The organism is Nonomuraea sp. GTA35, from assembly GCF_041950525.1.
Classification (GTDB): domain Bacteria; phylum Actinomycetota; class Actinomycetes; order Streptosporangiales; family Streptosporangiaceae; genus Nonomuraea.
On record NZ_JBGNUV010000013.1, the window covers coordinates 121,203 to 134,512 of the forward strand.

The window sequence follows — 13,310 nt, forward strand, 5'->3', positions numbered from 1 at the left end:
AATCGATTAGATGCGAGAATGTAAAGCCCATGAGCAGGCAGATCACCGTGGCCGACGTGGCCCGCCGGGCCGGCACCTCGACGGCGGTCGTCAGCTACGTCATGAACAACGGCCCCCGCCCGGTCGCCGCCGCGACCCGCGAACGCGTGCTGGCCGCGGCCGAAGAGCTCGGCTACCGCCCCAACCGCATCGCCCGCGCGCTGCGCTCACGCACCACCGGCGTGGTGGGCCTGGTGCTGGCGGACGCGCTCAACCCGTACTTCGGCGCGCTGGCCGGGCACGTCGAGCAGGCGCTCGCGGGGCACGGCCGGCTCATGCTCATCGGCAACGCGGGCTACTCGGCCGAGCGCCAGCGGCATCTCGTCGAACGTTTCCTCGACGCCCGGGTCGACGGCCTGGTGATCGCCTCCGCCGACGCGGGCGACGACGTGGCCGCGCACGCCCGGGCGGCCGGCGTGCCCGCCGTCTACCTGCACAACGGGCCGGCCACGGGTGACACGCCGCTGGTCACGGCCGACAATGGGCAAGCGGTCCGGGAAGCGGTCGCCCACCTGCGTGAACACGGTCACCAAGAGATCGCCTTCCTGGCGGGCCCGCAGGACACCGGCCCGGTGGGCCGGCGGCGGGAGATCTGGCAGGCGGCCACCGGAGGGCGGGGCGTGCTGCTGCGCTCCGGCTACGCCCGTGCCGAGGCGGACACGCTGATCCGGCGGCTGGCGGCGACGGGCGCCGTGCCGAGAGCGGTGATCGCGGCCACGGACGAGCAGGCCATCGGGCTGCTGTCCGGGGCCTGCGCCACCGGCCTGCCCGTCCCGGGAGGGATGGCCGTCATCGGCCTGGACGGCACCCCCGACAGCGCCTACACCGCTCCGTCGCTGACCGCCACCGGGCAGCCTCTCGCGGCGATGGCGCGGCAGGCCGTCGACCTGTTGCTCGACAGCGCGTCTCCGCCGTACTCGCCGAGCGCGGCCCTGGTCAGGAGGCGTAGCTGCGGTTGTGAGGACGGCTGATCGGCGAGCTTCCCGTCCGTGTCCTTCACGAGAAGCCGCCCGCTTGGGCCCTCATGATAAGCTGCCCGCCCACGTTCATGAGACGGTTCCGCCCAGGTCGTGAGAAGCCTCCCGGCCAGGTCGGGACGAAGGGGGCCTGCGTCCGAAGGTGCGATCGATGGCGATGCGGGTGAGCCAGCTCAGGCCGGCGGTGAAGAGCGGAGGCCACACGATCGGGCCGAAGGAGTAGCCGACCAGCACCACCAGCGGGATCCACACCCGGTGCACGGCTTGGTGGAGCGGGCCCGGCAGGCGGGCTCCGGCGAGCCGGGCCGCGTCGGGAAGGACGAAGAAGGCCAGCGCGGCCGCCGTGGTGGGCAGCCCGTACTTGGCGCTCTCGAAGACCGCGAAGGCGGCCAGGAACAGCGCGAGCGCTCCCCAGGCGAGCCTTCGCGGCCAGGTCACCGCCGCGCGTGTGCTCTCGATCGTCACGCCGCCAAGCGTACAGAAGAAATACGAGTCATACATCGCCTTTTCGCGGGTGAATGCGGGGTGAAACAACCCCGGCGTACGCTGTCAAGGCAGTCAAGATCCTGTGCAAACCGCCTGCTGGGCAGGGCCTTCGGCAGGCGCGTTCCACTTGCACCACCGGACTCGGAAAGGCAGTGGCGATGCGACTGACCAGGATCGTTGTCGCGGGTATGGCAGTGGCGCTGGCGCTCGGCGCGTGCGGTGGCGGAGACGGCGGCGGGGGCGAGGGACAGAGGGGCGCGTCCTCCGGCGGGCTGGAGAAGAGCGAGCTGCTGATCGGCGTGGTGCCGGTCGCGTCGGCCGCGTCGCTGTTCATCGCCGAGAAGCGCGGCTTCTTCGAGGAGGAGGGGCTGACCGTCAAGACCGAGATCATCCAGGCGCCCACCGCCGTCATGCCGAAGATCGTCAACGGCAGCATGGACGCGTTCCTGACGAGCTACGTCTCGCTCATGACGATCAACGACTCGGGTGCCGCCAAGCTCAAGCTGTTCCAGCACACGATGGGAGGCGCTCCGGGATTCTGCGCGGTGGTCGTGGCCGAGGGGTCGCCGATCAGGACCGTGGCCGACCTGAAGGGCAAGACCATCGCGGTCAACGTCCTCAAGACGCTCGGGCACACGGTGGTCAACGCCCACCTGCAGCAGGCCGGGCTCAAGCCGGACGACGTCAAGTTCGTCGCCGTGCCCTTCGCCGACCAGCTCGGCGCGCTGTCCTCGGGGAAGGTGGAGGCGGCCTGGCTAGCGGAGCCGTTCCTGAGCGCGGCCAGGAAGGACGGCGCCGTCCAGATCGTCGACACCATCGGCGGGCCCACGGCGGGCGTGCCGATCGACGGGTGGGGCGTCACGGAGCAGTGGCTGGCCAGGTACCCGAAGACGGCCGCCGCTCTGCACCGGGCGCTGGCCAAGGGGCAGCAGATCGCCGGGGCCGACCGCAAGGCCATCGACGAGGTCGTGCCGACGTACACGCAGATCCCCGCGGACGTGGCGGCGGCCATGCGGGTCGGCGAGTTCACGATGGAGGCCGACAGGGCCGGCGTGCAGAAGCTGGCCGATCTCATGCACGGCTTCGGGTTCCTCAAGGCCAGGCCGGACGTGGGGCAGATCTTCGCGCCGACGGGCGGCTGACCGGAAGACTGCCGCTCCAGGTCGCACGGCGCCTCGGCTCCGCCGGGCCAGGGATGGTCTCACGGCGCCTCGGCTCCGCCGGGCCGGAGACGGTCTCACGGCACCTCAGCCCTGCTGGGACAGGGTGTCGGTGACGAGCCGGCTCACCTTGCCCACCGCCTGCACGCCCGCGCCCATCGAGCCGTGCCGGTGGGAGATGCCGCGCTCACACCCCACGCCTGCCCGGGTGTCACACCGCCCATGAGACCCAGCACGTACCGGCGGTTCTTCGCGGACAGCGGGCTCCGCGGCGAGGTGAGCGCGGCCAGCAGCCGGACCTGGTCGGCCGCGCTGGTGGTGGTCGAGCCCCACGCGCCGCTCGGGTCGGGCCTCGTCTCGCGCAGGCCGAAGCGCCGGTTCGCGGCGGCCAGCCCGGACGCGCCGCCGATCGCCGACCACAGCGCCGAGGCGGCGGCGTTGTCGCTGACCCGGATGGCCCGCGCGGCGGCCCGCTGCTCCCCGGCGGCCAGGCCGCGCCGCTGGCGCTGGGCCTTGAGCAGCAGCGCCATCACGATGTCGACCTTGACGATGCTGGCCGTGGCCGTCCTGAGCCCGGGGTTGTAGGAGTAGGACAGGCCGGTCGACAGGTCCCGCACCGACACCGCCACCTGGCCGGGGACGGCGCCGAGGTACTGGCCGATCGCCCGGGTCAGCGGCTTGCTGAACGAGGAGCTCTTCGGGCGGCCCAGCGGCTCGGCCGGACCGGCGACGGTCCCCCGCAGGACGGACGTCCCGCGCAGGACGGACGGGTGGGCGGCGACGCCCGGCCCCAGCCCCAGGAACGTGGCCTTCCCCGTTTCGTGGTGAGCACGCGCGCCTTCCCTCGGTTCGGGCCGAGCACGTGCGCTTTCCCCCGGTTCGTAGCGACGTTCATCCATCCCCCTTGCGCGCACCGCCCCCGGCGCGTCCCCCGGGTGGTGGGTCCCGGCCACCCCGCGCGCCGGGACCACCACCTGATATGTGTGCGGCGTCAGCCGTTTGTCCCTCCTTCGTCCGGTACGGCCTTCCGGATGACGGAGGCGGCGAACCGCACGGGCAGGGCGACGGGGCCGCGGGTGATGCCGGCGGGCAGCCAGCGCACCCCGGCCGACGGGCCGGCCCAGGCCAGCCCGGGCAGCCGGGCCAGCAGCACGCGCAGCCCGACGGCGGCCTCGACGCGCGCCAGCGGGGCGCCCAGGCAGTAGTGGATGCCGTGACCGAAGGCCAGATGCCGCGGCTCGGGGCGGGTCACGTCGAGGCGGGCGGCCTCGTCCGGCGGGAGGGCGTCGCGGCTGGCCGAGGTGAGGGCGACCGCGACGGCCTGACCGGCGCGGATGTGGTGCCCGCCGAGGGTGAGGTCCTCGGTGGCGAAGCGGGCGGGCGTGGTCTCGACGGGAGCGTCGTAGCGCAGGAACTCCTCCACCGCCGCCGGGACGAGATCCGGCCGCGCCCTGAGCCGCGCGGCCTGCTCCGGGTGGTCGAGGAGGGCGGCCAGGGCGTTGCCCAGCAGGTTCACGGTGGTCTCGTGGCCCGCCACGACCAGCAGGACGGCGGTGCCGAGCAGCTCTGTGTCGGACAGGCGGCCGTGGTCGTCGTCGTGCACGCGGATGAGCTGGGAGAGCAGGTCCCCGGCGGGGGTGCGGCGCTTGGCGTCGAGGAGGCCGCGCAGGTAGGAGTTGAGGGCCAGCAGGGCGGCCCGCTGCCTCTCCGAGGGGTTGCTCATGCCCTCGCGGGTCCAGCGTTGCAGGTCGGCGCGGCGCTCCTCGGGGACGCCGAGCAGCTCGCAGATGACCGCCATGGGCAGCGGCCTGGTGAACGAGGCGACCAGGTCGGCCTGGCCGGCGGGGGCGAAGGCGTCCACGAGCTGATGGGAGAGCTGCTCGATGCGCGGGGCGAGCCGTTCGGCGGCGCCCGCGGTGAACGCCTTGGAGGCCAGGCGGCGCAGCCTGGTGTGCTCGGGGGGATCGGCGGTCAGCATGTTCCCGCCGAGGCCGGAGCCGGCGAGCATGATGTGCTGCCCGGCGGCGCGCAGCCGCTGGGCGAACGGCTCGGGGTCCTTGCTCAGCTTCGGGTGAGCCAGCGCCTCCCGGCCCAGCTCGTACCCGACGACCAGCCAGACGGTCGAGCCGTCGGCGGAGCGCACGCGGTGGATCGGGCCCCGTTCCCGCAGCTCGGCGTAGCGGGCGTGGGCGTCGGCCTTGAAGTCGGGAGTCCCGACCAGGATGGCGTCATCGCGGGTGGTCATGACCTGAATGCTCCGCCCGATGACATATCGGGCGCCAGTGCGTCTTGACCTGGACCCCGCTCCAGGTGGCAACGTCGTCCTCGGCAGCGTCCATGGCACGAGGGAGCCTGACATGACATTTCGGCAGCTTGGACGGAGCGGCATCCAGGTGAGCGCCATCGGGTTCGGCGCCTGGGCCATCGGCGGGCCGTTCACGTCCGGCGGCAAGCCCGCGGGATGGGGAGAGGTGGACGACGAGGAGTCCGTCGCGGCGGTGCGCCGCGCGCTCGACCTCGGGATCACCTTCTTCGACACCGCCGACGTCTACGGCACCGGCCACAGCGAGCGCGTCCTCAGCAGGGCGCTGGCGGGACGGCGGGACGAGGTGGTCATCGCCACCAAGTTCGGCAACGTCTTCGACGCGGGCACCCGCACCGTCACCGGCCGCGACCTCTCACCCGGCTACATCCGTCAGGCCTGCCGGGCGTCGCTGGACCGGCTGGGCACCGACCGCATCGACCTCTACCAGCTGCACATCGGCGACGCGCCGCTGGAGCAGGTGGACGACCTGGTCGCCACGCTGGAGGAGCTCGTCGACGACGGGCTGATCCGCGCCTACGGGTGGAGCACCGACGACCCCGAACGGGCGGCGGCCTTCGCCAAGGGCCCGCACTGCGCGGCGGTGCAGCACGAGCTCAGCGTCCTGCGTGACGCCCCGGCGATGCTGGCCGTGTGCGAGACGCACGAGCTCGCGTCAGTCAACCGAGGGCCGCTGGCGATGGGGCTGCTGTCCGGCAAGTACGGCCCGCAGTCCCGGCTGCCGATGAACGACGTGCGCGGGGACTCTCCGGCGTGGATGACGCTCTTCCGCGACGGCCGGCCCGCCCCGGAGTTCCTCGCCATGATGGAGGCGATCCGCGACATCCTGACCTCCGGCGGCCGTACCCTCGCGCAGGGCGCGCTGGGCTGGCTGCTGGGCCGCAGCGACCGTACGGTGCCGATCCCCGGGATCAGGACGGTGGCCCAGGCCGAGGAGAACGCGGCCGCGCTCCGGCACGGGCCGCTGAGCGCGGCGGAGCTGGCCCGGATCGGCGAGCTGCTGCAACGACCGGCCTGAACCGGCGGCCCCCTCGACGCCGGCGGACGGGTGCGCCCGCTTCAGCGGTGGAGGGCGAGCACCCGCTTCAGCGTTGGAGGGCGATCTGGCGGACGCACTCGTCGGCGATGCGGCGGGCGAACCCGGCCGGGTCCTCGTGGGCGGGCACGTGCTCGGGCACGACGGCGTGCACGATGCCCTCGGCGAGCAGGTCGGCCGCGCGTACCCGCTGCAGCCTGGCCACCGCGGGCGCCTGCTCGGGGCCGCCGTGCAGGATCGCGCTCGCGCCCTCCGGCGGGAGCGGTGACAACCACGCGTTGCTCGCCGCGATCACCCGGCGGGACGGCAGCAGCGCCAGCGCGCCGCCGCCGGTGCCCTCGCCCAGCAGCACCGAGACGGTGGGGACGGTGAGCTCCACCATCTCGGCCAGGCAGCGGGCGATCTCGCCGGCCAGCGCGCCCTCCTCGGCCGCCGCCGAGAGGTCCGCCCCCGGGGTGTCGATGACGCAGATCAGCGGCAGGCGCAGCTCCTGGGCGATGCGCATGCCGCGGCGGGCGCCGCGCAGCGCGGCCGGGCCCAGGGGGCGGTGCTGGGACTGGGTGCGGCGGTCCTGCCCGACGAGGACGCAGGAAGTGCCGGAGAACGAGGTGAGCGCCAGCAGGAGCGCGTCGTCGGTCTCGCCGAGCTGGGTGCCGTGCAGCGGCAGGACGTCGTCGGCGGCGTGCCGGAGCAGCTCCCGCACGCCGGGCCGGTCGGGGCGACGCGTGAGGGCGATCGAGGACCACGCGTCACCTCCGGCGACCGGAGCCTCCCCATCCGGAGAGGGCGCGGCCGGGCGGGAAGTTCCGGAGAGGGGTACGGCCGAGCGGGAAGTGTCGGGGAGAGGCGCGTTCGGGCGGGGGGTGCCGGAGAGGAGGGCGAGGGCGCGGGCGGCGAGGTCGGCCAGCTCGTCCGCCGGGACCACCGCGTCCAGGATGCCCTTGTCGACCAGGTTCTCGGCTACCTGGACCCCCTCCGGGAACGGCTCGCCGCGCAGGGTCCGGTAGACGAGCGGCCCGAGGAAGCCGATGAGCGCCCCCGGCTCGGCGACCGCGACGTGCCCGAGCGACCCCCAGGAGGCGAACACGCCGCCGGTCGTGGGATGGCGCAGGTAGACGAGGTACGGCAGCCCGGCGGACTTGTGCGCGACGACGGCCCGGCTGATCTCGACCATCCGGACGAACGCCGGCGTGCCCTCCTGCATGCGGGTCCCGCCCGAGGCCGGCGCGGCGATCAGCGGCAGCCGCTCGCGCGTGGCCCGCCGGACGGCGGCGACGATGCGCTCCGCCGTGGCCACGCCGATGGAGCCGCCGAGGAAGCCGAACTCGCTGACGACGAGCGCCGCCGCGTGCCCGCGGATCGACGCCTGCCCGGTGAGCACCGCCTCGTCGGTGCCGGCCCGCTCCTCCGCGCGCCGGAGCACGGCGAGATAGCCGGGTTCGTACGCGGCCCGCTCGATCGGCTCGTCCCAGGAGCGGAAGCTGCCGGGATCGACCGTGGCCTCGATCAGGGCGCGGGCGGACGGCCTGCTCATGCGGGGCGCAGCCGGGCGTCGTTGCCGACGATCGGGTTGCGCAGCGTGCCGAGGCGCTCGACCTCGACCTCGACCACGTCGCCCGGTTGCAGCAGCCACGGGGGAGTGCGGGCGTAGCCGACCCCGGCGGGCGTGCCGGTGGCGAGCAGGTCGCCGGGGCGCAGCGTGAACGTGCGCGAGATGAGCGAGAGCGTGTCGCCGACGGTGTAGACCATCTCGTCTGTGCTGCCGTCCTGCACGACCTCGCCGTTGACCCGGGTGCGCACGCGCAGGCCGTCGCGCAGGTCGCCGACCTCGGCCGCGGGCACCATGGGGCCGAGCGGGCCGGAGCTGTCGCCGTTCTTGCCGAGGATCCACTGGCTGGTCAGCTTCTGCGCCCTGCGCGAGGTGAGGTCGTTGAAGGCCGAGTAGCCGACGACGGCGGCCAGCGCCTGCTCGGGGCCGGCGTCCACCAGCGGCGCGCCGACGTACGCGACGACCTCGCCCTCCCAGTCGAGGCCGTCCTCGTTCGCCGGGACGGGCACCGGGGCGCCGTCCACGGTCAATGACTGCGTCCACCGGGCGAAGAGCGTCGGGTGCGGCGGCAGGTCCTTGCCGGCGAAGGAGCCCTCGGCGACGTGCTTGAGGTAGTTCAGCCCGATGCAGATCACCCGGGCGCCGGGCAGCACCGGCGGTACGAACGTGACCTCCGGGGCCGGAACCGTGTCACCGGCCGGCTCCGTGGACAGGAAGCCCTGCGCGTCGGCCCAGAACCGCTCCAGCGGCGCCAGCACCGCGACCTCGGTGCCGTCGGCCGACAACGACGCCACCTCGACCGGGCCGCCGTTCCGGCGGATCCCCACGATCCTCATCGGTTCACCTCTCCTGGGACGGAAGGTACGAACCCTTCTAAAGGTTCGAAGGTTTGTGCTTGGATAAGGACTATGCCGCAGAGTTCCTCCCCCGGACAAGCCCTGACCGGCCTGGGACAGGGCGCGCGCACGCGTGCCGAGCAACTGGCCGCCCTGCTCGACGACCGGATCCGCACGCGCGGGCTGGCACCGGGAGAGCCGGTCGGGACGCTGGAGTCGCTGCGCGCGGAGACCGGCCTCGCCTACGCCACGGTCAGCGAGGCCGTCCGGCTGCTGCGCGATCGGGGCGTGCTGGAGATCCGGCCGGGGCGCGGCGGCGGGCTGTTCGTCGCCGAGCGCGGGCCGGTGGTACGGCTGCGGCACACGCTGCTGAGCGTCGAGGAGGAGCCCGGCACGGTCGCCGACGCCATCGAGCTGCGCGACCACCTGGAGGAGCTGATCGACGTCGGCGCCGCCCGGCACCGCACCGACCAGGACGTCGCCGACCTGCGCGGCCTGCTCAGGCAGCTCCGTGCGGCGCCCGACTGGAACGGCTTCATGCGCGCCAACTGGGCGCTGCACGAGCGGATCGCCGCGATCAGCCCCAACGCGATGGCGCGGGCGGTCTACACCGGGACCCTCGGCCACCTGGGCGCCGCCTCCTCCCGCTTCGACGACGACCCGGCCGCCGCCGCCGGCTACCGCGCCGAGCGTTACCAGGTCCACGCCGACCTGGTCGAGGCGATCGCCCGCGGCGACGAGGCCGCGGTCCGCGCCGCCGTCGCCCGGCACAACACCACCACGTAAGAAGGGGCCACTCATGCCGGGTGAGTACCGCCAGTACCTGTTCCCGCACGATCACCCGAGGCTGGCCGAGGTGCGGGGCCTCGATCCGTACGCCTACCGCGAGTTCGCCAGGAAACCGGGCACGTTCACCGGCGGCCTGGTCGAGGGCTGGACGCCGCTCTACAGGAACGACTTTTATGGCGTCACCGAGGACGGCGTCCTGCGCGCGGGCCTCTACCCGCTCAAGCCCGCGGAGCCGGGGGAGGAGGCGCCGGTCGAGGCCATGGTGAGCGCCGCGAACGACCTGCTCGCCGCCCTGGACGGCGAGGGGCGCGAGCGGATCTCGTACGCCGTGGACGCCGTGGAGTGGCAGACCTGGGCCAACCCGGAGTTCATGCAGTTCGACACCGGCCTGCGGCTGGACCTGCAGCCGGAGGCCGTGCGCGAGCGGGCGCTGGCCCTGGTGCGCGCCTCGCTCTCGCCGGAGGGTTTCCGGCTGGCGCACGCGATGATGCTGGTCAACGGCTTCCTCGGCGAGGTCGTCGGCCTGGAGACCATACTTAACGAGTACAGCTACAACCTCGCCCTCTACGGCACCCCCGACCTGCGGGCCCCGTGGGGCTGGCAGCTCTACGGCCACCACTGCGCGCTCAACTGCCTGGTCGTCGAGGGGCGCATGGCGCTGTCGCCGGTGTTCCTCGGCGCCGAGCCCGACGAGATCGACGCCGGCCCGCACGCCGGCCTGCACGACCTGTTCGCCGACCGGGTGGAGCTCGGGCTGCGGCTGATGGCCGCCCTGCCGGAGGAGCGGCGGCGGCAGGCCGTCGTGTACGAGCGGATGGTCGATCCGGCGATGCCGGAGGGCCGGGTGCATCCGGGCGACGAGCGGCACCTGGCCGGGGCGTTCCAGGACAACCGGGTCATCCCGGTCGAGGGTGTGCGCCTCACCGACGTGCCGGCCGAGGCGCGGGAGCACGCGCTGGCCATCGCCGGGTCGTTCGTCCGGCTGCTGCCGGAAGGGCCGCGAGCCGCCCGGATGCGGGAGATCGCCGAGCACCTCGACGAGACCTGGTTCTGCTGGATCGGCGGGCACCAGCCCGGCGACGTCTTCTACTACCGGCTGCAGTCGCCGGTGCTCATCGCCGAGCTCGACCACCACTGCGGGGTGTTCCTCGACTACGACACGCCCAAGCCGTTCCACGTGCACACCGTGCTGCGCACCCCGCACGGCAACGACTACGGCCGCGCGTGGGTCCGGCAGTGGCAGGAGCGGGCCTGATGAGCGCGGAGGCGAGGCACCACATCGCCAACGTGCTGCCCTCGCCGCTGCCGCACCGGCACGACGTCTCCGACCTCGTCGTGACCCCCGGGTCAGAGCGCGGCGTCGCGATCCAGCGGGAAGATCGGCCGCTTCAGGTTGCGGTACGGCAGCCGGTGCAGGTCCTGGTCCACACCCCCCGGCGTGAGCGCCAGCATCCAGTCGGCCGCCGCCTCGAACAGCTCCGGCTCCAGGTACCCGATCTTGACCGCGACCACGTCCACACCAGCCACGTCCACCCCGAGCCGCCGGTACGACTCCAGCAGCCGGTACTGCATCCGGCGCGAGGTCAGGAAGACGCTCAGCCCGCCGATGCGCACGCTGACCACCCGCCCGCCGTCGGGGTCGTCGGCCACGGCCTCCAGCGTGCCCTCCAGCGGCAGCGGCCCCGGCGGGCGGGTGTCCACGCGGCCACCGGCGCGTACGCTGACGGGCGAGCCGGCCGGGAGGTGCGCGATGGCCGCCACCGCCTCCGGGTCGAACAGGGAGGCGTAGACGGCGCGCACCGAGCCGTCGCGGATCTCGGGCCTGGCCAGCATCCGCTCCAGGGCGTAGGTGACGTCGTCGGCGCCGCCCGCGCCCGGGTTGTCGCCGGAGTCGCTGATGAAGTACGGCCGGGCCGAGCCCTCCTTGAGCGCCGCGTCCAGGCACTCGTCCATGGAGCCCGTGGGGGCGACGAAGGCGAAGTCGTCGCGGGCGTCCCAGAACGCCTGTCCCAGCTCGCGGGCCGCCCGCTCGGTGGCGGCGGCGTCGGTGCCGGTGGCGACGACCGCGCCGGTGCAGCGCGGCTCGTCGGCCCAGGCGAAGCCGATCCAGACGGCCGCGTCGATCACGCCGGGCCTGGCCTCGATGTCCGGGATGCGGGCGTACAGGCCGCGGGCGGGCTCGACGCGGGTGCTGGTCATCTCGCCGGGCAGCAGGATCGGCACGTGCACCAGCGCCTTGTGGGGGCGTCCGCCTCGGCGGAGCGCCTCGACGAGGTTGCGGGCGGCGCGCTCGCGGGTCTCCCAGACGTCCACGTGGGGTGCGGTGCGGTAGCAGGTCAGCAGGTCGCAGCCGGCGAACAGGGTGTGCGAGACGTTGCCGTGCAGGTCCATCGCCGCCGACACCAGCGGCTCGGGGCCGATCACGGAGCGGACGGCGGTGATCAGGTCGCCCTCGGCGTCCTGGCGGCCGACGACGCTCATCGCGCCGTGGATGTCCAGCAGCACGCCGTCGAAGGCGCCGTCGGACAGGCCCTGGACGATCTCGGCCCGCCAGGCGTCGTACGCGGCGGCCTCGACCGCCCCGCCGGGCAGGGCGCGGGCGTGCACGATCGGCACCCATTCCACCTCGGCCGCCCACGGCTCGCCGAGCCAGCCGTACCGGCCGAGCAGGGCCTGGCCGCGGGTGACCTCGAAGTCGGCGGTGCCGCTGAGGTGCGGCGAGAAGGTGCTGGACTCGATGTGGATGCCGCAGATGGCGATGCGCAAGGACACGTTTACCGCTGTGCTTTCTAGGAGGGACGGATGTCGGCCGTCTCCCGCAGGAGCTGGCCCAGCCCGATGAGGGCCGCGTCGGGGCCGGCGATGCTCGCCTCGATGGACAACGACTGGGTCAGCGGCGGCAGGCACCGCTCGTAGAGCATGCCTTTGACGGCCGCCACGTAGACGTCGAGGCTCGACAGCGCGCCGCCGATGACGACGCTGTCGGGGTTGAGGAAGTTGACCAGCCCCGACAGCGCGACGCCGAGCAGCCTGCCGCCCTGGCGTACCAGGGTCACCACGGCCGGGTCGGCGTTGATGGTGGCGGCGATGACGTCGCGGATGTCGGCCACGGGCAGGCCGCGCCCGGCCAGCTCGCGGGCCAGCGCGGCGCCGCTGGCGACGGTCTCCAGGCAGCCGCTGCCGCCGCAGGAGCACTCGCGCTCGCCGCTGTCGGCCACCCGCACGTGGGTCAGGTCGCCGCTCAGGCCGCGCCCGCCCCGGTAGATCCGGGCGCCGCTGACCAGGCAGCCGCCGATGCCGCTGCCGGCCTTGACGTAGATCATGTCGCCGGTGTCGCGGCGGGTGACGTACTCGCCGATCGCGGCGGCCTTGGCGTCGTTGTCGACGACGGCGGTCACCTGGAAGCGGTCACGCAGGTCGCTCTGGACGTCGTAGCCGCTCCAGCCCGGCATGCGGGCGGGGCCGACGAGCCGCCCGTGCGGGAAGTCCACCGGGCCCGGCAGCGCCATGCCGACGGCCAGCAGCCGCCGTCCGGGCGCGTGGGCGGTCCTGATGCCGTCGAAGGCTCCCGCGATCTGCTCGAAGATCGCCTCGGGGCCCGCTCCTATGTCGACGGGGAACTCCTCGGCCGTCAGCAGCGCTCCGGAGGGCGAGCACAGGCCGACGCGGGCGTGGCGGGCGCCCAGCTCGGCGACGGCGAAGACGCCGCCGTCCTCGCGCAGGCGCAGGATCCTGGGCCGGCGCCCGCCGGTGGAGGCGCCCACGCCCTCCTCCAGGATCGTGCCGTCCTCCAGCAGGCGCCGCACCACGCTGGAGACCGTGGAGGGAGCCACCTGCAGGATCTCCACCAGATCCGCGCGTGAGACGGCCTTACCGCTGGCCAGCAGGCTCAAGGCCTGCTCACGCAGATTGGCGGGCTCCTCCGGCATGCCTCTCCTCTCCCTGGAAGGAAGACCATCATCGAGCAAGAAGACGATCACCGATAGATGCCTTCGCCGCGGACTCTACATCGAATTAAGTGTCGTGAACAAAGTAGATTTTTCGCATTGACTTACTACTTGTACCTCTATACATTCTCCCGCTGAACGGCCCCTCCGAGGGCACGCCCACGTCTC

12 protein-coding genes are annotated in these 13,310 nt (G+C 73.4%); 5 read left to right on the forward strand and 7 right to left on the reverse strand.

The genetic code is table 11. The features are described 5' to 3' along the window. Positions 1-29: 29 nt before the first annotated feature. Complete coding sequence (locus ACBJ32_RS43390) at positions 30-1,010, forward strand: LacI family DNA-binding transcriptional regulator (RefSeq protein WP_375131776.1); 981 nt, start codon at positions 30-32, stop codon at positions 1,008-1,010. A gap of 75 nt (positions 1,011-1,085) precedes the next feature. Here ACBJ32_RS43390 and ACBJ32_RS43395 read toward each other — a convergent pair whose 3' ends face one another. Next, positions 1,086-1,481 (reverse strand): hypothetical protein, encoded by a 396-nt coding sequence (locus tag ACBJ32_RS43395; RefSeq protein ID WP_375131777.1) that lies wholly within the window; start codon positions 1,479-1,481, stop codon positions 1,086-1,088. 209 nt (positions 1,482-1,690) lie between these two features. Between ACBJ32_RS43395 and ACBJ32_RS43400 the strand changes: the two genes are divergently transcribed. After that, positions 1,691-2,644 (forward strand): ABC transporter substrate-binding protein, encoded by a 954-nt coding sequence (locus ACBJ32_RS43400; protein WP_375131778.1) that lies wholly within the window; start codon positions 1,691-1,693, stop codon positions 2,642-2,644. Positions 2,645-2,787: 143 nt separating this feature from the next. Here the strand turns inward: ACBJ32_RS43400 and ACBJ32_RS43405 are convergent, their stop codons facing one another. Further along, positions 2,788-3,561, reverse strand: a complete 774-nt coding sequence (locus ACBJ32_RS43405) for a serine hydrolase (protein WP_375131779.1) — start codon at positions 3,559-3,561, stop codon at positions 2,788-2,790. Between the two features lie 92 nt (positions 3,562-3,653). Beyond that, positions 3,654-4,907 (reverse strand): cytochrome P450, encoded by a 1,254-nt coding sequence (locus tag ACBJ32_RS43410; RefSeq protein ID WP_375131780.1) that lies wholly within the window; start codon positions 4,905-4,907, stop codon positions 3,654-3,656. 112 nt (positions 4,908-5,019) lie between these two features. Between ACBJ32_RS43410 and ACBJ32_RS43415 the strand changes: the two genes are divergently transcribed. Beyond that, entirely contained in the window at positions 5,020-6,003 is a 984-nt protein-coding gene (locus tag ACBJ32_RS43415; RefSeq protein ID WP_375131781.1) for an aldo/keto reductase, read from the forward strand. Between the two features lie 67 nt (positions 6,004-6,070). Here ACBJ32_RS43415 and ACBJ32_RS43420 read toward each other — a convergent pair whose 3' ends face one another. Both ACBJ32_RS43420 and ACBJ32_RS43425 read right to left on the reverse strand, forming a co-directional pair. Then, positions 6,071-7,555 carry a carboxyl transferase domain-containing protein gene (locus ACBJ32_RS43420; RefSeq protein ID WP_375131782.1) on the reverse strand — a complete coding sequence of 495 codons (1,485 nt, stop codon included), beginning with the start codon at positions 7,553-7,555 and terminating at the stop codon, positions 6,071-6,073. Next, positions 7,552-8,406, reverse strand: coding sequence for a fumarylacetoacetate hydrolase family protein (locus tag ACBJ32_RS43425; protein ID WP_375131783.1), 855 nt, complete (start codon positions 8,404-8,406; stop codon positions 7,552-7,554). Before ACBJ32_RS43425 ends, ACBJ32_RS43420 begins: the two co-directional genes overlap by 4 nt. 72 nt (positions 8,407-8,478) lie before the next feature. Here ACBJ32_RS43425 and ACBJ32_RS43430 point away from each other — a divergent pair, with 72 nt between their 5' ends. Further along, on the forward strand, positions 8,479-9,192 hold the full coding sequence (locus ACBJ32_RS43430) for a FadR/GntR family transcriptional regulator (RefSeq protein WP_375131784.1): 714 nt from the start codon (positions 8,479-8,481) through the stop codon (positions 9,190-9,192). A gap of 13 nt (positions 9,193-9,205) precedes the next feature. After that, entirely contained in the window at positions 9,206-10,450 is a 1,245-nt protein-coding gene (locus tag ACBJ32_RS43435; RefSeq protein WP_375131785.1) for a DUF3500 domain-containing protein, read from the forward strand. A 92-nt stretch (positions 10,451-10,542) separates the two neighbouring features. Here the strand turns inward: ACBJ32_RS43435 and ACBJ32_RS43440 are convergent, their stop codons facing one another. Continuing rightward, positions 10,543-11,967, reverse strand: a complete 1,425-nt coding sequence (locus ACBJ32_RS43440; protein ID WP_375131786.1) for a M81 family metallopeptidase — start codon at positions 11,965-11,967, stop codon at positions 10,543-10,545. Positions 11,968-11,984: 17 nt separating this feature from the next. Beyond that, on the reverse strand, positions 11,985-13,124 hold the full coding sequence (locus ACBJ32_RS43445; RefSeq protein ID WP_375131787.1) for an ROK family protein: 1,140 nt from the start codon (positions 13,122-13,124) through the stop codon (positions 11,985-11,987). Positions 13,125-13,310: the final 186 nt, after the last annotated feature.